At 60.9% G+C, this 19866-nt stretch carries 20 protein-coding genes; 8 read left to right on the plus strand and 12 right to left on the minus strand.

All coding sequences use genetic code 11. From position 1 onward, the window contains the following. Positions 1 to 189: 189 nt before the first annotated feature. From GRI44_RS12855 to GRI44_RS12865, 3 genes are read left to right on the plus strand one after another with little or no spacing between them, the layout of a single operon-like run. Positions 190 to 1425: a serine hydrolase domain-containing protein gene (locus tag GRI44_RS12855; protein ID WP_160602136.1), complete on the plus strand. Its 1236-nt coding sequence runs from the start codon at positions 190 to 192 to the stop codon at positions 1423 to 1425. 17 nt (positions 1426 to 1442) lie between these two features. Beyond that, positions 1443 to 3494 carry a 3-hydroxyacyl-CoA dehydrogenase NAD-binding domain-containing protein gene (locus GRI44_RS12860; protein WP_160602137.1) on the plus strand — a complete coding sequence of 684 codons (2052 nt, stop codon included), beginning with the start codon at positions 1443 to 1445 and terminating at the stop codon, positions 3492 to 3494. Positions 3495 to 3508: 14 nt separating this feature from the next. Continuing rightward, a complete protein-coding gene (locus GRI44_RS12865) occupies positions 3509 to 3742 on the plus strand; it encodes a hypothetical protein (RefSeq protein ID WP_160602138.1) in 234 nt (77 codons plus the stop codon). A gap of 7 nt (positions 3743 to 3749) precedes the next feature. Here the strand turns inward: GRI44_RS12865 and ccoS are convergent, their stop codons facing one another. The 9 genes from ccoS to GRI44_RS12910 all read right to left on the minus strand — a co-directional run bounded on the left by ccoS (position 3750) and on the right by GRI44_RS12910 (position 12321). After that, on the minus strand, positions 3750 to 3899 hold the full coding sequence (gene ccoS, locus GRI44_RS12870; RefSeq protein WP_160602139.1) for a cbb3-type cytochrome oxidase assembly protein CcoS: 150 nt from the start codon (positions 3897 to 3899) through the stop codon (positions 3750 to 3752). Then, complete coding sequence (locus GRI44_RS12875) at positions 3896 to 6034, minus strand: heavy metal translocating P-type ATPase (protein WP_160602140.1); 2139 nt, start codon at positions 6032 to 6034, stop codon at positions 3896 to 3898. Before GRI44_RS12875 ends, ccoS begins: the two co-directional genes overlap by 4 nt. Continuing rightward, entirely contained in the window at positions 6031 to 6477 is a 447-nt protein-coding gene (locus tag GRI44_RS12880; RefSeq protein ID WP_160602141.1) for a FixH family protein, read from the minus strand. The genes GRI44_RS12875 and GRI44_RS12880 overlap by 4 nt, the downstream gene beginning before the upstream one ends. Next, entirely contained in the window at positions 6474 to 7979 is a 1506-nt protein-coding gene (ccoG, locus tag GRI44_RS12885) for a cytochrome c oxidase accessory protein CcoG (RefSeq protein ID WP_160602142.1), read from the minus strand. Before ccoG ends, GRI44_RS12880 begins: the two co-directional genes overlap by 4 nt. Further along, on the minus strand, positions 7966 to 8874 hold the full coding sequence (ccoP, locus tag GRI44_RS12890) for a cytochrome-c oxidase, cbb3-type subunit III (protein ID WP_160602143.1): 909 nt from the start codon (positions 8872 to 8874) through the stop codon (positions 7966 to 7968). Before ccoP ends, ccoG begins: the two co-directional genes overlap by 14 nt. Continuing rightward, positions 8864 to 9022 (minus strand): cbb3-type cytochrome oxidase subunit 3, encoded by a 159-nt coding sequence (locus tag GRI44_RS12895; RefSeq protein ID WP_160602144.1) that lies wholly within the window; start codon positions 9020 to 9022, stop codon positions 8864 to 8866. The genes ccoP and GRI44_RS12895 overlap by 11 nt, the downstream gene beginning before the upstream one ends. Then, positions 9022 to 9768 carry a cytochrome-c oxidase, cbb3-type subunit II gene (gene ccoO / locus GRI44_RS12900; RefSeq protein ID WP_160602145.1) on the minus strand — a complete coding sequence of 249 codons (747 nt, stop codon included), beginning with the start codon at positions 9766 to 9768 and terminating at the stop codon, positions 9022 to 9024. Before ccoO ends, GRI44_RS12895 begins: the two co-directional genes overlap by 1 nt. 30 nt (positions 9769 to 9798) lie before the next feature. Beyond that, on the minus strand, positions 9799 to 11469 hold the full coding sequence (gene ccoN / locus GRI44_RS12905; protein WP_160602146.1) for a cytochrome-c oxidase, cbb3-type subunit I: 1671 nt from the start codon (positions 11467 to 11469) through the stop codon (positions 9799 to 9801). 159 nt (positions 11470 to 11628) lie between these two features. Further along, positions 11629 to 12321 (minus strand): Crp/Fnr family transcriptional regulator, encoded by a 693-nt coding sequence (locus tag GRI44_RS12910; protein WP_160602147.1) that lies wholly within the window; start codon positions 12319 to 12321, stop codon positions 11629 to 11631. Between the two features lie 206 nt (positions 12322 to 12527). Here GRI44_RS12910 and GRI44_RS12915 point away from each other — a divergent pair, with 206 nt between their 5' ends. After that, the gene (locus GRI44_RS12915; RefSeq protein WP_160602148.1) at positions 12528 to 13094 is read left to right on the plus strand and encodes a pseudouridine synthase; all 567 of its coding nucleotides are present in this window, start codon (positions 12528 to 12530) and stop codon (positions 13092 to 13094) included. Positions 13095 to 13115: 21 nt separating this feature from the next. Here the strand turns inward: GRI44_RS12915 and GRI44_RS12920 are convergent, their stop codons facing one another. Beyond that, positions 13116 to 14267, minus strand: a complete 1152-nt coding sequence (locus GRI44_RS12920; protein ID WP_160602149.1) for a cupin domain-containing protein — start codon at positions 14265 to 14267, stop codon at positions 13116 to 13118. Between the two features lie 76 nt (positions 14268 to 14343). Between GRI44_RS12920 and GRI44_RS14090 the strand changes: the two genes are divergently transcribed. Genes GRI44_RS14090 through GRI44_RS12930 form a run of 3 tightly spaced genes read left to right on the plus strand, consistent with a single transcriptional unit; the run spans position 14344 to position 17374 of the window. Further along, positions 14344 to 14475 (plus strand): hypothetical protein, encoded by a 132-nt coding sequence (locus GRI44_RS14090; RefSeq protein WP_269801004.1) that lies wholly within the window; start codon positions 14344 to 14346, stop codon positions 14473 to 14475. Between the two features lie 32 nt (positions 14476 to 14507). Next, positions 14508 to 16979, plus strand: coding sequence for a cation-translocating P-type ATPase (locus tag GRI44_RS12925; protein ID WP_202386341.1), 2472 nt, complete (start codon positions 14508 to 14510; stop codon positions 16977 to 16979). Next, entirely contained in the window at positions 16976 to 17374 is a 399-nt protein-coding gene (locus tag GRI44_RS12930) for a DUF302 domain-containing protein (protein WP_160602150.1), read from the plus strand. The genes GRI44_RS12925 and GRI44_RS12930 overlap by 4 nt, the downstream gene beginning before the upstream one ends. A 35-nt stretch (positions 17375 to 17409) precedes the next feature. On the opposite strand, the gene trxC is transcribed toward GRI44_RS12930, so the two are convergent. Beyond that, positions 17410 to 17901, minus strand: a complete 492-nt coding sequence (gene trxC / locus GRI44_RS12935; protein WP_408609202.1) for a thioredoxin TrxC — start codon at positions 17899 to 17901, stop codon at positions 17410 to 17412. A gap of 30 nt (positions 17902 to 17931) precedes the next feature. Further along, positions 17932 to 19089: a L,D-transpeptidase family protein gene (locus GRI44_RS12940; protein ID WP_160602151.1), complete on the minus strand. Its 1158-nt coding sequence runs from the start codon at positions 19087 to 19089 to the stop codon at positions 17932 to 17934. A 90-nt stretch (positions 19090 to 19179) separates the two neighbouring features. Here GRI44_RS12940 and GRI44_RS12945 point away from each other — a divergent pair, with 90 nt between their 5' ends. Then, entirely contained in the window at positions 19180 to 19779 is a 600-nt protein-coding gene (locus GRI44_RS12945) for a murein L,D-transpeptidase catalytic domain family protein (RefSeq protein WP_160602152.1), read from the plus strand. The last annotated feature ends 87 nt before the right edge of the window (positions 19780 to 19866 follow it).

Here is a 19866-nt window from a genome sequence, read left to right on the forward strand (position 1 = left end):
ACGCCAGATGCAGGCATCATGCAGGCATATCACCCGCGGCCACCGCGTAATTGCCGCCCAGTTCCGGTTGCAAAGGGCAACTTAGCCCTTTTCTGGCAGCGGCCTATGTTCTAGCCCCTGCCAGACAATAATGGCAGCACGCCAAATCCAAGCCAGATGGCGGGACCGATGCTGCCGGGGAGAGACTGTATGTTCGACGTCGCCGATCCTGCAAAGCTGGGCTTTGATGCCGACCGCCTCTCGCGGATCGAGCCGTTCCTGCGCAAGGTCTATCTGGATAGCGGCAGGCTACCGATGGCGCAGCTGCTGGTGGCGCGCAATGGCCAGCCGGTGCATTATTGCAGCATGGGCAACGCCCGCGAAGATGGCGCGCCCATGCGCGATGATGCGCTGTTTCGCATTGCTTCGATGACCAAGCCGGTCACGTCAATTGCCTTCATGCAGCTGGTGGAACAATGCAAGGTGGCGATAGAAGACCCGATCGGCAGCGTCCTGCCGGAACTGGCGGATGTCGGCATTTATACAGGCGGCGGCGGGCAGGTCGGCTTTGCGCCCACACGCCCGGCTGCGCCGATCCGCTTTGTTGACCTGCTGACCCATATGTCGGGCCTTACATACGGTCTCCAGAACCGGACCAATGTGGATGCGGCATACCGTGATGCATCGCTGGACGTTGCCCGCCAGCACCACGATTCCGATGAATATCTGGCCGCACTGGCGCGGCTGCCGCTGGAATTTTCGCCGGGTGAACGGTGGAACTATTCCGTTTCGACAGATGTGCTGGGCATCGCGGTTGAACGTTTGTCCGGCATGCGGCTGGGCGCGTATTTCCAGCAGCATATCTTCGGGCCGCTGGGCATGGTGGATACAGGTTTTGGCGTTGCCGATGGGCAGGCCGACAGGCTGGTGGATGCCTATCAATATGTGCCGGGCGCAAAGCCGCGCATGATCGACCGCGGGCCGGACAGCCGCCTTAATGCAGATGGCAAGTTCGATAGCGGCGGCGGCGGGTTGATCGGCACGATTGCCGATTATCACCGCTTCACCTCCATGCTGCTGAACGGCGGCAAGCTGGACGGGGCACGGATCATCTCGCCCAAGACGCTGGCGCTGATGACAGCCAATCACCTGCCCGGCGGCAAAGACCTGACGGAAATTTCGCAAAGCCTGTTTTCCGAAGCGAATAATGCGGGAACCGGTTTTGGCCTCGGCTTTGCGACGGTGATTGATCCGGCGCGCACGCTGATCCCTTCCAGCAAGGGCGAATTTTACTGGGGCGGGGCCTATTCCACGGCATTCTTTGTCGATCCGGTGGAACAGATCACCATGGTTTTCATGACGCAGGTCTACCCGTCCAGCATTTACCCGATCCGCCGCCAGTTGAAGACGCTGATCTATTCAGCTGTCGACCAAAGCTACGTTTGAAACAGAGGAACGCCCAGATGACATCTCCCATTTTCGGCCCCATAACCACCCAGCGCCACGACAATGTCCTGGTGATCATATCCAACAATCCGCCGGTGAACGCGCTGGGGCAGGCCGTGCGTGCGGGGCTGGCACAGGGTATTGAAGAAGCACTGGCCGATGACAGCATCGAAGCCGTGGTCATCCGCTGCGATGGGCGGACATTCTTTGCCGGCGCGGACATTACCGAATTCGGTAAACCGCCGGTCGGGCCCAACCTGCCTGAAACGCTGGACAAGATGGAAGCCAGCAACAAGCCGGTGGTGGCAGCCATTCATGGCACCGCGCTGGGCGGCGGCTGCGAAGTGGCGCTGGCCTGCCATTACCGCGTGGCTGTGCCCTCTGCCAAATTGGGCCTGCCCGAAGTGAAGCTGGGCCTTATTCCCGGCGCTGCCGGCACGCAGCGTTTGCCGCGGCTGGTGGGCGCAGAAGCTGCCCTGCCGCTGGTGGTTGGCGGCAATCCCATCAGCGCAAAACAGGCCCTGGCGATCGGGCTGGTAGACAAGATTGTCGGCGAAGACAGCCTTGAAGCCGATGCCATTGCATTCGCGCGGGAACAGATCGGCAAGCCGGTGCCACGCAGTTCAGAAGGCACAGCCAATCGGGACGGGGTCCGCAACCCTGCGATCTTTGACGAATTCCGTCAGAAAAACGGCCGCAAGCTGCATGGTTTCGATGCGCCGCAGGCGGCCATTGCGGCGGTGAAGGCGGCTGGCGAATTGCCCTATGCAGAAGGCGTGAAAAAGGAACGCGAACTGTTCATGGGCCTGATGGGCGGCACGCAATCAGCCGCCATGCGCCACTATTTCTTTGCCGAACGGGCCGCCAACAAGATTGACGATATTCTTGCTGACACGCCGCTGATCGACATCCGGAAAGTGGGTATCATTGGCGCTGGCACCATGGGCGGCGGCATCGCCATGAATTTCCTGTCGGCCGGCATTCCCGTCACCATTCTGGAAATGCAGCAGGAAGCACTGGACCGCGGCACGGCCACCATTGCCAAAAATTACGACAATACGGCGAAGAAAGGCCGGATGAAGCCGGAACAGGTTCAACAGGCGATGGGCAATCTTTCCACCAGCCTCGATTATGCCGATCTGGCGGATTGCGATCTGGTGATCGAAGCTGTGTTCGAGAATATGGACGTGAAAAAGGAAGTATTCGCCAAGCTGGACAGCGTGGTAAAACAGGGCGCAATCCTCGCTTCCAACACCAGCTATCTCAATGTGGATGAAATTGCGCAGGCGACGACGCGGCCCGGATATGTGCTGGGCCTGCACTTCTTCTCGCCCGCCAACATCATGAAACTGCTGGAAATTGTGCGGGGCGCAGAAACGCGCGACGATGTGCTGCTGACATCGATGAAACTGGCCAAGAAAATCGGTAAGATTGCGGTTGTATCTGGCGTCTGCCCCGGCTTCATCGGCAACCGCATGCTCAGCCCGCGCCAGCAGCAGGCCAATGCGATGATCATGGAAGGGGCCAATTACTGGGAAATTGATGATGTCCTTATCGATTTCGGCTTCCCCATGGGCCCGTTTCAGATGGCCGACCTTGCCGGCACGGATATCGGCTGGCACCGCGATCCCACGCGGATTGAGAACGTGCGCGAGGCATTGTGTGCCGCTGGCAGGTTTGGCCAGAAAGCGGGCAAGGGCTATTATGATTATGACGCATCGCGCAGCCGCACCCCTTCTGAGGAAACCAAGTCCATCATCGCGGACTTTGCAGGCCGCGAAGGCGCGCAGCAGCGGGCAATTTCCAAGCAGGAAATTCTCGAACGGCTGCTTTACCCCATGGTCAATGAAGGGGCGCTCATCCTCGATGAAGGAATGGCCCAGCGCGCCAGTGACATCGATGTGGTGTGGATCAACGGTTATGGCTGGCCGCTTTACACAGGCGGGCCGATGTTCTGGGCGGACACTATCGGCCTCAAGACCATCGTCGAAGGGCTGGAGAAACATGGCCTTCCGGTGAGCGATTACCTGCGCCGCAAGGCCGATGCCGGCGAACGGTTCACCAGCTAGGCAGGCGGATAAGCATGAAGCGCACCCGGCTGAGTGTCTGCCGCAGAAAGGCGCGTTTCATCGCCATGGAAGATGCCTTGATAGTGGCCGGGCGGGCTGAATATCCGCTCCGGCCCTATCGGTGTGACAGGTGTTTCCATTATCATCTGACCAGCCGCACAAAAGGCAAGAAAGTGCCGCAATTCGTGCTCGAAAAATTGCGGCCTGACAAAGTTGGGGCAGACAGGCCCGGGCAGGCGCCGAGCTAGCGTCAGCCTATTCCAGATCCTCGTCATCCAGCAGCACGCGGTGGGCAGCGCCGTCCAGATCATCATACTGGCCGCTTTTCATGGCCCAGAAACATGCGGCCAGCCCCAATGCGCCCATGCACAAGGCAAGCGGGATGAGGACGGCCAGCCCGGTCATTTCGCAGCCCGCATCAAACGCATGGAATTGCCCACTACCACCAGCGAACTGGCGGACATGGCAATGGCGGCTACCATTGGCGTCACCAGCCCTGCCAGCGCCAGCGGAACCGCCAGAATATTGTAGCCAATGGCAAGGCCGAAGTTCTGCCGCACGATCTGCATGGTCCGGCGGGCCACGCGCACTGCCCATGCAACCGGCATCAATTCCGTGCCCACAAACACCGCATCTGCCGCCTGCTGGCTGGCATCGCTGGCGGTGCTGGGCGCGATGGACGCGTGGGCAGCGGCAAGGGCGGGGCCATCGTTCAGCCCGTCACCCACCATCAGCACGCGCTGGCCCTGAGCTTTCCGGCGTTCAAGATCGGCCAGCTTTTCAGCCGGCGTCAGCCCGCCTGCCGCTTTTACGTCAAGCGTGTCTGCCACTTGGCGCACCGCAGCAGCACGGTCGCCAGACAGGATCTCGCTCTGGATGCCCAGACTGCGAAGGGCCGCCAGCGCATCGGCCGCGTCGCTGCGCAGCGGATCGGCAAAGGTCAGTGTGATCCGCTTGTCCCCGATCACAAGATCGGTCGCCAGTCCGGCGCTTTCATCGCACGAACGCGCGAAGCTGGCAGGCACAGTCCCCCACATGCCCGACACGCCAGTGCCCGGCGTCTCCTCGATATTCTCCATCGGCGCTGGCGGCACTGCCATCACGCGCAGGGAAGCCGCGATGCCCTTGCTGAGCGGGTGGCGGCTGGATTGCGCCAGTGCCAGTGCGATGCTGCGTTGCTCGTCCGTCAGACGGTCCAGATTTTCCGGCCGCGGCTCGCCCAGTGTCAGCGTTCCGGTCTTGTCGAACAGCGCCACATCCACTTCGGCCAGCCGTTCCAGCGCGCTGCCATCCTTGATCAGCAGGCCGCGTTTCATCAGCGCGCTGGCAGCGATGACCTGTGCGGCAGGCACTGCCAGGCCAAGCGCGCAGGGGCAGGTGATGATCAGCACGGCAATGGCAATGGTCAGCGACTGGTGCAAGCCCGCGCCCGCGATCATCCAGCCGACAAAGCTGGCCAGCGCCAGCGTATGCACAGCGGGCGCATACAGCCGTGCGGCACGGTCTGCGATGCGGACATATTGCGAGCGTGACTGGCCTGCCTCGTCCATCAGGCGGGCGATTTCAGCAATGGTCGTTTCATCGCCGGTGGCTGTGATTTTAACCTGTACCGGGCTGGTGAGGTTCATCGTGCCGGCATGAACGACATCGCCTGCATTGACCCGTTCCGGCGCGCTTTCGCCGGTCAGCATGGCATTGTCGAACTGGCTGCTGCCGCTGATGATAGTGCCATCTGCTGCCAATGCCTCCCCCGCAGTGACCAGCATGACCATGCCCTGCCGCAAGTCCTGTGCATCCACCCACTGTGTCCGCCCGTCAGCATCCACGATGGTTGCGCCGCGGCCCATGCGGCCCAGCAACGCCTCGATGCCGGACCGCGCGCGGTTGCGCATGGTCGCATCCAACACCCGCCCGGCCAACAGGAAGAACAGCAGCATCACCGCTCCATCGAAATACGCATGCTGGCCGCCAATCAGCGTTTCATAGATACTCAGCGCAGTGGCCAGCAGAACACCGATGGAAATGGGCACATCCATATTGGTGGTGCGGTACCGCAGCGCCATCACCGCAGAAGCGAAGAACGGCCTGCCCGCATAGGCAATGACGGGGATTGCGATCAGCGCCGACAGCCAATGGAACATATCCCGCGTCACGCTGCCCGCACCGGACCACACGCTGACCGACAGCAGCATGATGTTCATCATGCCAAAGCCGGCCACGGCCAATGCGCGCAGCAGGCGGCGGGAACTGGCCTCATCGCGCGCCAGCGGGTTTTGCGCCGCGCGTTCCGCGTCAAAGCCCAGCCGGTGCAGTTCCTCGATCAACTGATCGTCATCAATCTGGTCGGTATGGCTCACGGCCACGCGTTTTGCCGAAAAATTCACCCGCACGGCGGCCACGCCGGGCACAGCGCCAAGGCCCCGTTCAATCTTGCCGATGCACCCGGCGCAATGGATGGACGGCACAGTGAAACGGCTGTCCGTGGTCGGCTGTGCGCCTGGTGCAGGCAGGTCTGCCAGGGTGGGTGCAAGGGTGTTCATCGAAGGGCGCTTTCCCCGCGCCACACCTTGCCATCAGCGGTGATGCGCAGGCGCACGGTCCACCGACCCGGTTTCAGGGTTTCAGCGGAAATCTGCCGGTGGTCCGATGCGGGCGTGAAGGTGAGGGTGCGGTCGGCTTCGCGGCCCAGCGGATGGCGCGCGGCGCCGATGATATGTGCGCCTGCCGGAATATTGCCGGTGTCCACGACAATGCGGTTATCAGCCCTGCGGGTGACGCCGGCCTCCCAACCCAGAGCTTCCTGTGCCTGCGCCTTGTCCAGCCAGCCATTGTAATTCTGGCTGGCGACATAGGAATTTTCGACCACGATCCCGCCGAAGGTGGACACGGCGTAACGGGCCATGGTGAAATTGACCGCAACCACGATGCCAAAGCCAGCGACGAGAATAGCGGCCATATGGCGTCCGGTGAAATGTCTGGTCATCGTGCTTCTCCCGGGGCGGCAAAGCGGGTTTCACTGCGTGCGCTTTCGCCTTCAGCGTCAAGTGACCTGAGCACAAAGGCGAAAACCTGCGGCGCGGTGCCGGGCGGTGCCAGAACATATGTTCGCAGTGCCTGCGTGCTGTCGGCAGCGACAGTCAATGTCATGGACCGGGCGGCATCTGTGCGCGCCATCCTGTCATTCCATACCACGCCGCCCGGCAGACCGGAAAGCGATACTTCCATCCGGCGCTGGCGGTTTTGCATATTGCGCAGCTTCAGCGTGAAGGCATTGCGCGGCGAACCATCGCTCATCAGCATGAAAGGCGGGTTGCGGTCCGCCGCCACTGTCAGATCGGTGCGGCTGCGTGTGCCAAGCGCAAACATCAGGCCCAAACCGATGCCTGCCCAGATGCTGAAATAAACAAGCGTACGCGGACGCAGCAATGTCTGCCACACCGGGCGCGGCGTTTCGCCCGCCGCTTCGCGCGTGCAGTCTTCCAGCGTGGCATAATCGATCAGGCCGCGCGGACGGCCCACTTCCTTCATCACCCTGTCGCAGGCATCAATACACAAGGCGCAGGTAATGCAGCCGATTTGCGGCCCCTCACGAATATCAATACCGGTCGGGCAGACCGCAACACATTGATTGCAATCGATACAGTCACCGAAATTATCAGGGTTTTTCGCTGACTTCTTGACGCTGCCGCGCGGTTCGCCGCGCCAGTCCTTGTAAGTGACCAGCAGCGATTTTTCGTCCAGCATTGCTGCCTGGATGCGCGGCCATGGGCACATGTAAATGCACACCTGTTCGCGCATGAACCCGCCGAGCACGAAAGTCGTCGCAGTCAGGATGGCAACGGTAATATAGGCAACCGGCGCTGCCTGGCCGGTCCAGAAATCCGCCGTCAATGTGGGGGCATCTGCAAAATACATGATCCATGCGCCGCCGGTCCAGAAACTGATGACCAGATATATCGTCCATTTAAAGGCGCGGCGGGCAATTTTGGATGGGCCCCATGGCGCCTTGTCCAGCCGCATCCGTGCATTGCGGTCACCATCCACGAAGCGGTCGACATGCTGGAACACATCGGTCCAGACGGTTTGCGGGCAGGAATATCCGCACCACGCACGGCCCACCGCGCTGGTGACCAGAAACAGGCCAATACCCGCCATGATCAGCAATCCGGCCACGAAATAGAATTCGTGCGGCCAGATTTCGATGCCGAACATATAGAACCGGCGATGCGCCAGATCGACCAGAACGGCCTGATCGGGCGCGTAAGGGCCGCGGTCCCAGCGGATCCACGGGGTCACATAATAAATGCCCAGCGTGACCAGCATCACCAGCCATTTGAACCGGCGGAACGGGCCGTCAATTCGCTGCGGATGGACAGCTTTGCGCTTTTCGAAGAACTTTTGCGGCACTTCTGGCGGCGCGCCTTCTGGTGGTGGGGGGGCTGACAGGTTGGTCCAATCAAGGCCTAAAGGATCAGGGTTGTTCATCAACCTGTACCGCCGGGTCTTCGGCGACCTCCACGAAGTCTTCGCCGCCGCCCAGAGAATGGACATAGGCTGCCAGCATCCTGATCGTGACCGGGTCAAGCCGCCCCTGCCACGCCGGCATCACCCCGTGACGCGGGGCGAGGATCTGGCGCCTGATTTCCTGTTCGCTGCTGCCATAAAGCCAGATGGCATCGGCAAGGTTGGGCGCGCCGAATGCGCGGCTTCCCTTGCCATTCTGGCCGTGGCACGATGCGCAATTGGTGGCGAATATCGCCGCACCAGACGGATTGGCCGCCGCCTTGCCCGTCAGCGACAGGACATGGCCTGTCACCTGCCCAATTTCTGCCGGTGACAGGATGCCGTCGAAAGCCGGCATCATGCTGGTGCGCGTGGCAACATCACCGGGATGCCGGATACCGTGGACCAGCGTATATTCGATGGCTTTCAGATCGCCGCCCCACAGCCAGTCGTCATCATTGAGATTGGGGTAGCCGCCTGAACCTGCCGCGCCCGAACCGTGGCACTGCACACAATTGACCTGAAATGCGGCCCGCCCGCCAGCAACGGCCTGCTGCATCAGCGCGCTGTCTTGCGGCAGGCGCTCGATCGGTATGCGTGACAGGGCCGTCAGCATCGGCGCGCGCCTGCCTTTTTCCGCCTGCATTTCTGCCGACAATTGCCCCCGGCTGGACCAGCCAAGCGTGCCGGTGGTCGCCTTTTCGGCCATCGGGATGGCAGGGTAGACCGCGACATAGCCGATGGCGAAGATGACGCAGGCAATGAAGGTCCACACCCACCAGCGCGGCATGGGAGTGTCGAGTTCCTCGATACCGTCCCATTCATGGCCGACGGTTTCGGTGCCGGTCGGCGGATCGATCCGTTTTTCAGCCATCATTATCATCCTTGAAAATCAGCTTCGCCGCGTCATTGTTGCGGGTGCGGGCGCCGGGGCGGAAGGGCCAGGCACATAGGGAGAGGAAGATGGCCAGCATGGCCAGCAGCCCCCAGCTGTCAGCCAGATGGCGAAGGGTGTTGTAATCCATCACCGGCCCTTTTCCGTTGCCAGTTCTTCCTGGGCGGCAGCGCTGCTTACATCCACCAGCGTGCCCAGCATCTGCAGATAAGCGACCAGCGCATCCATTTCGGTCAGCTTGCCGGGATTGCCGTCAAAATCGCGGATTTGCGCCTTGGGGTATCGCGCCATCAGGCCCACGCCGTCCTTTTCAGGGTTGGCCTGCGCCGCAAGATCGGCCTTCGCATTGGCGATTTCATCCCTGCCATATGGCACGCCCACATGGCTGAGCGCGCGCAATTGCGCGGCAGCATCGGCAACCTGCAGGTCTGTTGTCGACAGAAAACCGTAAGACGGCATCACACTTTCCGGGACCACGGACTGCGGGTTCTTCAGATGCTGGACATGCCAGTCATCGGAATAGCGCCCGCCCACCCGCGCAAGGTCAGGTCCGGTGCGTTTCGAGCCCCACTGGAACGGGTGGTCATACATGGATTCCGCAGCCAGGCTGTAATGGCCATAGCGTTCCACTTCATCGCGGAACGGGCGGATCATCTGGCTGTGGCAGCTATAGCAGCCTTCACGCACGTAGATGTCCCGCCCGGCCTGTTCCAGCGGGGTGTAGGGGCGCATCCCATCCACTTTCTCGATCGTATTGTCGATCCAGAACAGCGGCGCGATTTCAACAATCCCGCCGATGGCAACGGCAACAAATGCCCCCACCGCCAGCAGCGTGACGTTGCGTTCCAGTTTCTTGTGGCTTTCTGCCATGCTCATGGTCTGAAATGTCCTGTTGGGCGCGAATGGCTATTCAGCGGGAATGGCAGCGGGGCGGCCTGAGGTGATGGGCCGGTCCTTTTCAGGATCGAAAGCGGCATCGCTCATCGGCGCTTCGATGCGGATGCAGCCGGTGATGGTCTTCCACACATTCACCAGCATGATGACGAAGCCGGTCAGGTAGAGAAAGCCGCCAAAGGCGCGCATCAGATACATCGGGTGCAGCGCCGAAACCGTATCGGCAAAGCTGTTCACCAGATAGCCGTCAGCGCCATATTCGCGCCACATCAGGCCCTGGGTGATGCCCGCCACCCACATGGATGCCGCGTAGAAAACGATGCCGATGGTCGCCAGCCAGAAGTGCCAGTTGATCATTCGCAGCGAATAGAGCCGCTCCCGCTTCCACAATCGCGGGACGAGGTAATAGACGCAGGCAAAAGTGATCATGCCGTTCCAGCCCAGCGCGCCGGAATGGACATGGCCGATGGTCCAGTCAGTATAATGGGACAGGGAATTGACCGATTTGATCGACAGCATTGGCCCTTCAAATGTGCTCATGCCGTAAAATGCCAGCGCCATCACCATCATGCGGATGATGGGGTCCGTGCGGACCTTGTCCCACGCGCCGTTCAGCGTCATCAACCCGTTGATCATGCCGCCCCAGCTGGGCATCCACAGCATGATGGAAAACACCATGCCCAGCGTCTGCGCCCAGTCGGGCAGGGCAGTGTAATGCAAATGGTGCGGGCCGGCCCAGATATAGAGGAAGATCAGCGACCAGAAATGGATGATCGACAGGCGATAGGAATAGACCGGCCGTTCTGCCTGCTTTGGCACGAAATAATACATCATCGCCAGGAAGCCTGCCGTCAGGAAGAAGCCGACGGCATTATGGCCATACCACCACTGGGTCAGCGCATCCTGCACCCCGGCAAAGGCGCTATAGCTGCGCGATCCCAGGAAGCTGATCGGCACGGCCAGATTATTGACCACATGCAGCATCGCCACGGTCAGGATAAAGGCGAGATAGAACCAGTTCGCCACATAGATGTGCGGTTCATGGCGCCGCACGATGGTGCCGATGAATACGGCGGCATAGCTGAGCCAGACAATGGTCAGCCAGATATCGACATACCATTCAGGCTCGGCATATTCGCGCGACTGCGTGACGCCCAGCAGATATCCGCTGGCGGCCAGCACGATGAACAGCTGATAGCCCCAGAACACAAAGCGGGCGAGGGCAGGAAAGGCCAGCCGCGCCCGGCAGGTGCGCTGCACGACATAGAAGCTGGTGGCGATAAGGGCATTGCCGCCAAAGGCAAAAATCACCGCAGACGTATGCAGCGGGCGGACCCGGCCAAAATTGAGATAGGGTTCGAAGTTAAGCGCCGGAAAGGCCAGTTGCAAGGCAATGAACAGGCCCGCCAGAAAGCCCGCCGCGCCCCAGAACATGGTGGCGATGACGCCCCAGCGGATCGGGTCATCATCATAGCGGGAGGGGTCTGTTGGCATCCGGAAAATGCCCTGCACCCGCGCCAGCGGATCATAGCGCACCGCCGTGACCCACATGCCGCCAAAGGCAACAGCGGCAAAAATCCACATATGCACGGCAAACCCAGTGTCTTGCGCGCCAGCGACCGCCAGAATGGCAAGGATCAGCAGGGCAAACCACAGCCCTATTTTTGCAATTGATGTTTCCATTATGGAACAGCCCCCTCATTTCCCGGCCTTTTTAATGGCGGCGGGCTGATGCGCATTGATCTGGATCAATTCAGGGAAATTAAGTCGCGGCTTTTACGCCTGCTTCGATTATCCGCCCTTTTCGATTATCCGCCCTTTTCGATTATCCGGCCTTTTCGATTATCCGGCGGTTTCCAGCACAGCCATCGGGTCCAGAATGGTGACCCGGCACCGGCCCGGAAATTCGATCATTCCGGCATCTTTCATGGCGGACACCTGCCGGCTGACGGTTTCGATCGTCAGGCCCAGAAAATCGGCCATGTCCTGTCTGCTCATCGGCAGTGCAATCGACAGGCGCCGCCCGGAACGCAGGGCGCTGGTCTGCCCCTGCCAGCGGGCCAGTTCCACGAAAAACGATGCTACTTTCTCGTCGGCATGCTTGCGTCCCAGCAGCACGCTCAAGCGTCTGCACGCATCCAGATCGGCAAAGGCAAGCCGCGCGATACTGGCCAGAAATACTGGGTTCTGACGCGTCAGCCGGTCAAATTCTGCGGCCGGAAACGCCAGCAGCCGTGACGGGCCCAGCGCATAAGCACCGTGGCGGAATTTGCACGCAAAGGGCCTGCCGATCAGATCGCCTGCAAAGGCAAAGGCAAAAATCTGCTGCCTGCCGTCACGGGTGGATTTCCTGAGCTTGAGCGCCCCTGTCTCGACGATAAAGACCCGGTCCAGATCTTCACCTTCCTCGATCAGGGTATCGCCCGATGCCAGGTCGCAGGTCTGCGCTGCGGCGGAAAGCCGGGCGACATCGCATGGCGCCAGGCTGTCAAAAATGGCGTGTTTTTCACCAGGCGCATGTCCAGACAGTCGCATGTGTTGCATTGACCGGTTTCACCAGTGGCCGCGCACGGAAATGAAGCGCAGCGCCATGTGGCGGGTTTGCGCCATGGCCGTCATTGATCTGGGTCAATCAGTGTGCCGCCTGCCATCTGCCGTGGATTTTACCCACGATGCGTTCTAGACCGAATGGCGGGTCCAGACAGCAATGAACAGGGTTTTGAAATGACGGAGCGAGCACCATGGCGCGGCTGATCCTGTTCAACAAACCGTTCGGTGTGCTTTCCCAATTTACCGACACCGGCACGCAGCCGGCGCAATTGGCGCAGGGCCCGCGCCAGACGCTGTCCGATTTCATCGATGTCCCCGGCGTCTATCCGGCTGGCAGGCTGGACCGCGATAGCGAAGGGCTGATGCTGCTGACAGATGATGGCAGGCTGCAGGCCCGGATTGCTGATCCGAAATTCAAGATGCCCAAGACCTATCTGGTGCAGGTTGAGGGGGACATAACGGATCAGGCGCTGGAAATGCTGCGCGATGGCGTCCGCCTGAAAGACGGCATGACGCGGCCTGCACTGGCCGAACGCGTCATGCAGCCCGATCTGTGGCCGCGTGATCCGCCCGTCCGTTTCCGCAAGAGCGTGGCGGATTGCTGGATAAAGCTGACCATCCGTGAAGGGCGCAACCGGCAGGTGCGGCGGATGACTGCGGCAGCAGGCTATCCAACCCTGCGGCTGATCCGCTGGAGTATCGGCAACTGGTCGCTGGATGGGCTGGCCCATGGCACCTGGCGCGAGGGAGAGGCCTAGCGCCAGCTTAAGCCGCCCCGCTCAGTCACTTTCTTCAAAGGCAAGGCTGCCCTGGTTGACCAGCGCTGTGATCAGCTGGACCACCTGCTGCGATGACGCCAGCGCCGGATCGGCCACCAGCTCAGTCTGCTGACATAATTGCTGCGCAAATTCGCCGGACTCGCTGTCGCAATCATATTCCTGCCCATCCACAAACAGCAGGATTGCGCCCGTTTTCTGCCGGATAAAGGAAAAGCGGCTGGCCGGGTTGCGGCAAAGCGGCGCGGAATTTGCCAGCATCCGGGCAATGTCCTGCGCGGCTGCCGCATGGTCTGGCTGCCAGTCCATTTCGGGATATTTGGGGGTGGTGTTATATTGGCCAAACCAGCGCGCAAAGGCATCGCGGTCACCCATTTTTTCGGTGATGAGGGAATGGAGCCGGCTGATCGCTTCTGCGCTGATTTCGCCGGGGTTGGGCTGGCTGGCAAGGCCGGGATCGGCGTAACGGTCATCATCGTCCATGTCTTCCAGCAGATCATCGCTCCAGCTGCCGATCAGGTCGCTGCGCGATGGCGCACGGAAGCCGACCGAATAGGTCATGCAATCATCGCCTATCGCAATGCCATTATGGGCAAAACCGGGCGGGACATACAGAATATCGCCGGGTTCAAGCACCCATTCCTGCGTCGCTTCGAACCGGGCCAGCAAGCGCAGGTCGCCATGTTCCAGCAATTCTGAATTTTCATCGCATCGGGCGCCAATCTGCCAGCGGCGCGTGCCCAGACCCTGAATAAGGAAAACATCATACTGGTCAAAATGCGGCCCCACCCCGCCGCCATCGGCAGCGCAGCTGACCAACACATCATCAATCCGCCAGTCCGGAATAAAACGGAACGGTTCGATCAATTCGGCCACTTGCGGCACATGGTGATCTGCTGCCTGCACCAGCAGCGTCCAGTCTTTCTGGCCCAGCTGGGCAAAGCGGCTTTCAGGAAATGGCCCATGTTCCAGCTGCCAGCCATCGGCTGTATGGGTGACAAGGCGGGCTTCCACTTCTTCCTCGCACGCCAGGCCAGCCAGTTCATCCGGTTCCAGCGGGTTGGCCCATCTGGCCCACGGATTGCGGATGAGCAGCGGCTGTTGTTGCCAATAATCGCGGAGAAATGCGGCGCTATCGAAATTCTGGAGTTCCATGGCATCCTGGCTTTGTTCAAAATTGGCCTGTCGGCTGTCGGCTGTCGGCTGTCGGCTGGCGTCTGTCGGGCGTGCAATGCACGGCGTGGTGGCTGTGTCACGCGCTAATCTGTCGTGGCTGTGCTATCAGGCGCGGGTTGGCCAGTTGATCCAGATCAAGGAAACGTCGCCCCGCGCGTTCCAGAACATGATCGGAAAACAGGTCTGAACCCGAGTCGATCAGGCAGGAGACACACACAGGTGAAGCGCGCGATACCACCCGATCGGCAGCGCTTTGCGGCAATGGACGCATCCTGCGGGCTGGATGATACTGAGATAGAAGCGCTGCGCCAGCAATTCGGCGCAAACCTGATTGCGGAAGACCCGCCCGGCAACTTTGCTGGCCTTGCCCGCGATACTGCGGGCGACCCGATGATCTGGTTTCTGCTGGTGACCAGCGCGCTGTTCGGGGCGCTTGGCCAATATACTGACATGGCCGTGCTGCTGCTGGCCATTGCCCCGCTGGTGGGCATGGATTTTTACCTTCACCACCGAACGCAGGCCTCGATCGAGGGGCTGCGCAGCGTGCTGGCGGCAACGGCAACCACATTGCGCGGCGGCGTATGGGCGCAGCTGCCTGCCGAACGGCTGGTGGTGGGCGATCTGGTGCAAGTGACCGCGGGGCAAAACATTCCGGCAGACGGGGTGATTGTGGCGGGCGCGGATCTGCAGGCGGAAGAATCCTCCCTCACCGGGGAAGCCTACCCTGTGAGCAAGGCCGCTCTTGGCACCGGTGCGCTGGCGCAGGACAGTAACTGGGGTTTTGCGGGCACCCGCCTGCTCACCGGCGATGCCGCCATCAGGGTGATTTTCACCGGGCCCGACACAATTTTTGGCGAGATTGTGCATTCCGCCATTGGTGGCCCGCCGGGGCGCACGCCATTGCAGAATGCCGTGGCGCGGCTGGTGAAATGGCTGCTGCTGGCGGCATTGGTCCTGTGCCTGTTACTGGCAGCGGTCAGGCTGTGGCAGGGCTTTGGCGCGGTGGATGCTTTCCTCAGTGCCGCAGCATTGGCGGTGGCTGCCATTCCCGAAGAATTTCCCGTGGTGCTGACGTTTTTTCTGGGCGTCGGCGTGTACCGTCTGGCCCGCGTAAAGGTGCTGGTGCGGCGCGGAGTGGCGGTAGAAAATATCGGCCGGGTGTCGGTCATCTGCAGCGACAAGACCGGCACCATTACCGAAGGCCGCCTGACATTTGCCGAGGCATTGCCTGCGCAGGATATGTCCATACAGGAGCTGATGGAAACCGCCGCCATGGCATCACGCGCCCAATCGGGTGATCCGCTTGATCTGGCGATTTTGGAAAACTCACCTGCAATTCAGGATGGCTGGACCAGAACCGCCCTGTTCCCCTTTACCGAAGGCCGCCGGCGTGAAACTGCCTGCTGGCAGAGTGCCGGCGGCGCGCAGCGATGCGTCACCAAAGGCGCGCCCGAAACCGTTCTGGCCTTGTGCGACATGACTGATGCGGCGCGCACGCAGTGGCTGGATGCAACATCTGTATTGTCGGCCAAAGGGCAGAAAATCATCGCTTGCGCCATGCAGGACACGGTTTGCGCCCAAAGCGCAGAGCCAACAGCGGCTTTGCGCTTTGCCGGTCTTGTCGCGATAATAGATCCGGTCAGGCGCGGGGTATCGCAGGCCGTCGCAGAAGCCAGGCTGGCAGGCATCCAGGTGGTGATGGTGACTGGCGATCATCCGCAAACCGCACGCGCCATTGCCGCGCAGGCAGGCATTGCTGAAGACGGGCTGACCATTCTGGGCGATGATCTGGAACAGACGCTGGCCCGGCTTACCCCCGATGAACTGGCGCAAGTCAGCGTGGTGGCACGGGCCAGTCCTGCCCAGAAGGTGCTGCTGGTGCAGGCGTTTCAAAGCATCGGCAAGATTGTGGCGGTGACAGGTGACGGCGTGAATGATGCGCCCGCGCTGCGCACTGCCGACGTTGGCATTGCCATGGGGCAGCGCGGCACCCGCAGCGCCCGCGAGGTCAGCGCCATGGTGCTGATGGATGATAATTTCGCCACCATCATCGCCGCCATCAGCGAAGGGCGGCAGCTGTTCCGCAATCTGCGGATGAGCTTTGCCTTTCTGCTGATGATCCACCTGCCGCTGGTCGCCAGTGCCGCGCTTATTCCGTTTCTGGGCTTTCCCATTCTCTATCTTCCGGCCCACATCGTATGGCTGGAATTGCTGATCCACCCCGCTGCCATACTGGCGTTCCAAACGGGCGCTGGCAGCCTGTCGGAAAATCATGCCGATGATCATGGCGGGGCCTTTTTCACCCCCTGGCAATGGGCTGTCATCATCGGCACTGGCATTCTGGTGGGTGCGGGCCTGCTGGCGGTTTTCATCATGGCACTGTCGGGCGGCCATTCGATTGAACAGGCCCGTTCCATGGCGCTTGTCTGTCTGGTCATGGCGCTGGCCACGCTTGTCACCATACTGGCGCCGCGCCGCACAACGGCCCGCAATGCGGTGGTGGCAGCAGGTTTTGCCAGCGCCCTGTTGCTGGTCCAATATGGGCCGCTGGCAGCCCTCATCCACCTTCAGCCGGTGGCGTGGCCCAACTGGCTGGCGGCGGCGGCGGCGGGCACATTACCGGCACTGGCCAGTATTCTTCTCAAGACCGGCATAATTTCACCATCAAGACTAAGCAGGACCAGACCATGAGCTATTATATTTCCGCCACGCTGAACGTGCCATTCGAAAAGGCGCTGGAACTGACCGAGGATGCGCTGAAGGCAGAGCAGTTCGGGGTGATCAGCCGGATTGATATCCAGCAGACCCTGAAAACGAAAATCGATGTCGATTTTCAGCCCTACACCATTTTGGGCGCATGCAATCCGGCGCTGGCATATGAAGCGCTTCAACTGGAAGACAAGGTGGGCACCATGCTGCCATGCAATGTGGTGGTCCAGCAATTGGCAGATGGCACTGTGGAAGTGGCCGCAGTGGACCCTGTGGCATCCATGCAGGGCATTGATAATCCTGCCCTTGCCAAGGCTGCGACTGCTGTGCGTGAAAAGCTGGCGCGGGCCATGAACGCCCTGGCTGCAGACAGCTGAAACTATGGACCGGCGGCATGCGGCGCTAGCCGGTTTTAAGCGCCCATGCCTGCAAATTGCCGCGCCCAGCTGACGATGGCTGATGGCGGCATGGCCCCTGATTGACGGGCGATTTCCTTGCCCTTTGCGATGACAATCAGCGTAGGGATTGACCGGATCGCATAGCGCCCCGCAATGGCCTGCTGCGCTTCTGTATCCAGCTTGCCAAGGCGCATCAGCGGTTCCAGCTGGCTGGCAGCCGCTTCGAATGCGGGTGCCATTTGCAGGCATGGTCCGCACCAGCTGGCCCAGAAATCTACCAGCAGGGGGATATCGCTGCGGGCGGCGTGCGCCTCGAAATTGGCGCTGGTCAGGATGATTGGGCTGCCTGCGAACAGGGGTTTGTGACATTTGCCGCATTTTCCGCCTGCACCCAGCCGGTCTGTCGGCACGCGATTGGCCGCAGTGCAGTGGGGGCAGATGATGATCCTGGAGGATGAGTTGGTCATGGCATCGTTTTCCCAAGGTTTCACCGCAAATACCAGCATAAATCCGCCCGAGCGGTGTTCACAGCGGGCCTAGTCCTTGCACGCCTTTCCCGGTGCCTGTGGCGGCAGAATGCGTCCATCCCTGCTGTAAATGTCCGGTTGGAACCGCACCGTTCCGGCCCCGTCGGGCGCGGCTGTGAAATAGGTAATGTAAACAGGCACTGGCTGCGCCAGATCGACCGTACGGGTTTTGCCGGCAGCCACGATTTTGTCCACGTCTTCGCGGGTGGCGGCGCCTTCCAGCAGGGCGGCGGCATAATCCAGCGCATTGTCGGTGCGCACGCAGCCATGGCTGAATGCCCGGACATCTTCATCAAACAATGCCTTGTTGGGCGTATCATGCATGAACACGCTGAACCTGTTGGGCATGGCCAGTTTCATCAGCCCCAGCGCATTGCCCGGGCCCGGTTTCTGCCGGTAGCGGCCATTGCTGCGGACATATCCGCGTTGGCGTGCGAGCGCAGGATTCCGGCGAAACAGGGCGCCCACGCTTTCGCGCACAATGCTGGCGGGAATTTCCCACCACGGGTTCAGGGTGACGCCGGTAATGGTGGTTTCAAACACTGGCGTCGGCGTGCGGGCCTTGCCGACAATGACGCGCCATGTTCCCTTTCGCTCACCGGCGCGCCACAAGCCCGCTTCAAAAAACGGCGCGTTGACCATTACATAATCTGACCCCAGCGTGCGGGGCATCCAGCGCCAGCGTTCCATGTTCCGCGCCAGAGTATCGCGGCGGTTGTCATCCGTTTCCAGGCGATACGCAGCTTTCAACGCCGAATAATCGGTATGGGACGGACGCATCAGCGCAAAGAAAGTATTCAGCGTGCCGCTGGCCAGCGCGGCGCGCAGCATAGGTTCAAGGTCCAACTGGCGGTCGGTATCGGTGATGTTCCACCCGGCACGTTCAGCCTTTGTGGCGCAGCCGAGCAAGTGCATCTGCGCCAGACGAAGTGCAATCGCGTGCGCCTGGCTGTCAGTGTCAGCGCTGTCTGCACGCGCAATTGCGGCATCCAGCCGGTCAGTCGCCAGCATGGGCAAGGCATCTGCAGGGGCTGCGGCAACCCATTGTTTGAGATTGGCAATGTCGGTCGCGGACCACCTGGAACCGGCTGTGTCAGACAGGTTCTGCGCCGGCGCTGCGGCAATTGAAAGGGCCGCCGCAATTATCGCAAACATTCCACGTTTCATCGCAACATACCTTCCATAGTGTTTAAACAGGCGCTTCTATCCCTACATATTGACACGGGGAACCTTGGGAAAGAATACGGGATCGTACACATGACTATCAACCGGCGCAGCGTTTTGCGCGGTGTAATGGCAACTGCAGTGGTGGTTTCAGGCACGCGCGCGCTGGCATGGCCGCCTCTGCAGGAAAAAAGCCTGCTTCTAAGGCGCGGGCTTGCTGCACTGGACGCACAAAATCCGAAACTGGTGGCGCGCGATGTCATGGGCATCGTCGATTTTTCCGCCCATTCGCGCGAAATGCGTTTCAGCATCGTCAATGTGGCAAATGGCCGGATTGATGCATCATATCTGGTCGCCCATGGGCGCGGGTCGGACCCGGCCAACAGCGGCTGGGCCCGGCAGTTTTCCAACCAGACAGGCTCCAACGCATCATCGCAAGGCAGTTTCCTCACCGGTGCCGCCTATGTGGGCAAACACGGCCGGTCGCGCCGTCTGCATGGGCTGGACCCGGTAAACAGCCGCGCGTTTGACCGTGCAATCGTGGTCCACGGGGCTTCCTATGTCGGTCAGGATCTGGTCCGCACGCAAGGACGGATCGGGCGCAGCCTTGGCTGTTTTGCCGTCGAACAATCCACCATTGGCGACGTTCTGGAACGGCTGGGGCAGGGGCGATTGCTGTTTGCATCTGCCTGATATGCGCTGACATGCGCAGGCCAGCCTTGATCTGGATCAATTTTCGCCAATTGGATGATGCACGCCGCTGGCCTTCGGCGCCATTGC

The sequence above is a fragment of the Allopontixanthobacter confluentis genome (assembly GCF_009827615.1).
Lineage (GTDB): Bacteria > Pseudomonadota > Alphaproteobacteria > Sphingomonadales > Sphingomonadaceae > Allopontixanthobacter > Allopontixanthobacter confluentis.

Coding starts and splice junctions, on each gene's coding strand:
- GRI44_RS12855 (WP_160602136.1), top strand. CDS start 190: ATGTTCGACGTCGCCGATCCTGCAAAGCTGGGCTTTGATGCCGACCGC.
- GRI44_RS12860 (WP_160602137.1), top strand. CDS start 1,443: ATGACATCTCCCATTTTCGGCCCCATAACCACCCAGCGCCACGACAAT.
- GRI44_RS12865 (WP_160602138.1), top strand. CDS start 3,509: ATGAAGCGCACCCGGCTGAGTGTCTGCCGCAGAAAGGCGCGTTTCATC.
- ccoS (WP_160602139.1), bottom strand. CDS start 3,899: ATGACCGGGCTGGCCGTCCTCATCCCGCTTGCCTTGTGCATGGGCGCA.
- GRI44_RS12875 (WP_160602140.1), bottom strand. CDS start 6,034: ATGAACACCCTTGCACCCACCCTGGCAGACCTGCCTGCACCAGGCGCA.
- GRI44_RS12880 (WP_160602141.1), bottom strand. CDS start 6,477: ATGACCAGACATTTCACCGGACGCCATATGGCCGCTATTCTCGTCGCT.
- ccoG (WP_160602142.1), bottom strand. CDS start 7,979: ATGAACAACCCTGATCCTTTAGGCCTTGATTGGACCAACCTGTCAGCC.
- ccoP (WP_160602143.1), bottom strand. CDS start 8,874: ATGATGGCTGAAAAACGGATCGATCCGCCGACCGGCACCGAAACCGTC.
- GRI44_RS12895 (WP_160602144.1), bottom strand. CDS start 9,022: ATGGATTACAACACCCTTCGCCATCTGGCTGACAGCTGGGGGCTGCTG.
- ccoO (WP_160602145.1), bottom strand. CDS start 9,768: ATGAGCATGGCAGAAAGCCACAAGAAACTGGAACGCAACGTCACGCTG.
- ccoN (WP_160602146.1), bottom strand. CDS start 11,469: ATGGAAACATCAATTGCAAAAATAGGGCTGTGGTTTGCCCTGCTGATC.
- GRI44_RS12910 (WP_160602147.1), bottom strand. CDS start 12,321: ATGCGACTGTCTGGACATGCGCCTGGTGAAAAACACGCCATTTTTGAC.
- GRI44_RS12915 (WP_160602148.1), top strand. CDS start 12,528: ATGGCGCGGCTGATCCTGTTCAACAAACCGTTCGGTGTGCTTTCCCAA.
- GRI44_RS12920 (WP_160602149.1), bottom strand. CDS start 14,267: ATGGAACTCCAGAATTTCGATAGCGCCGCATTTCTCCGCGATTATTGG.
- GRI44_RS14090 (WP_269801004.1), top strand. CDS start 14,344: ATGCACGGCGTGGTGGCTGTGTCACGCGCTAATCTGTCGTGGCTGTGC.
- GRI44_RS12930 (WP_160602150.1), top strand. CDS start 16,976: ATGAGCTATTATATTTCCGCCACGCTGAACGTGCCATTCGAAAAGGCG.
- trxC (WP_408609202.1), bottom strand. CDS start 17,901: ATGCTGGTATTTGCGGTGAAACCTTGGGAAAACGATGCCATGACCAAC.
- GRI44_RS12940 (WP_160602151.1), bottom strand. CDS start 19,089: ATGAAACGTGGAATGTTTGCGATAATTGCGGCGGCCCTTTCAATTGCC.
- GRI44_RS12945 (WP_160602152.1), top strand. CDS start 19,180: ATGACTATCAACCGGCGCAGCGTTTTGCGCGGTGTAATGGCAACTGCA.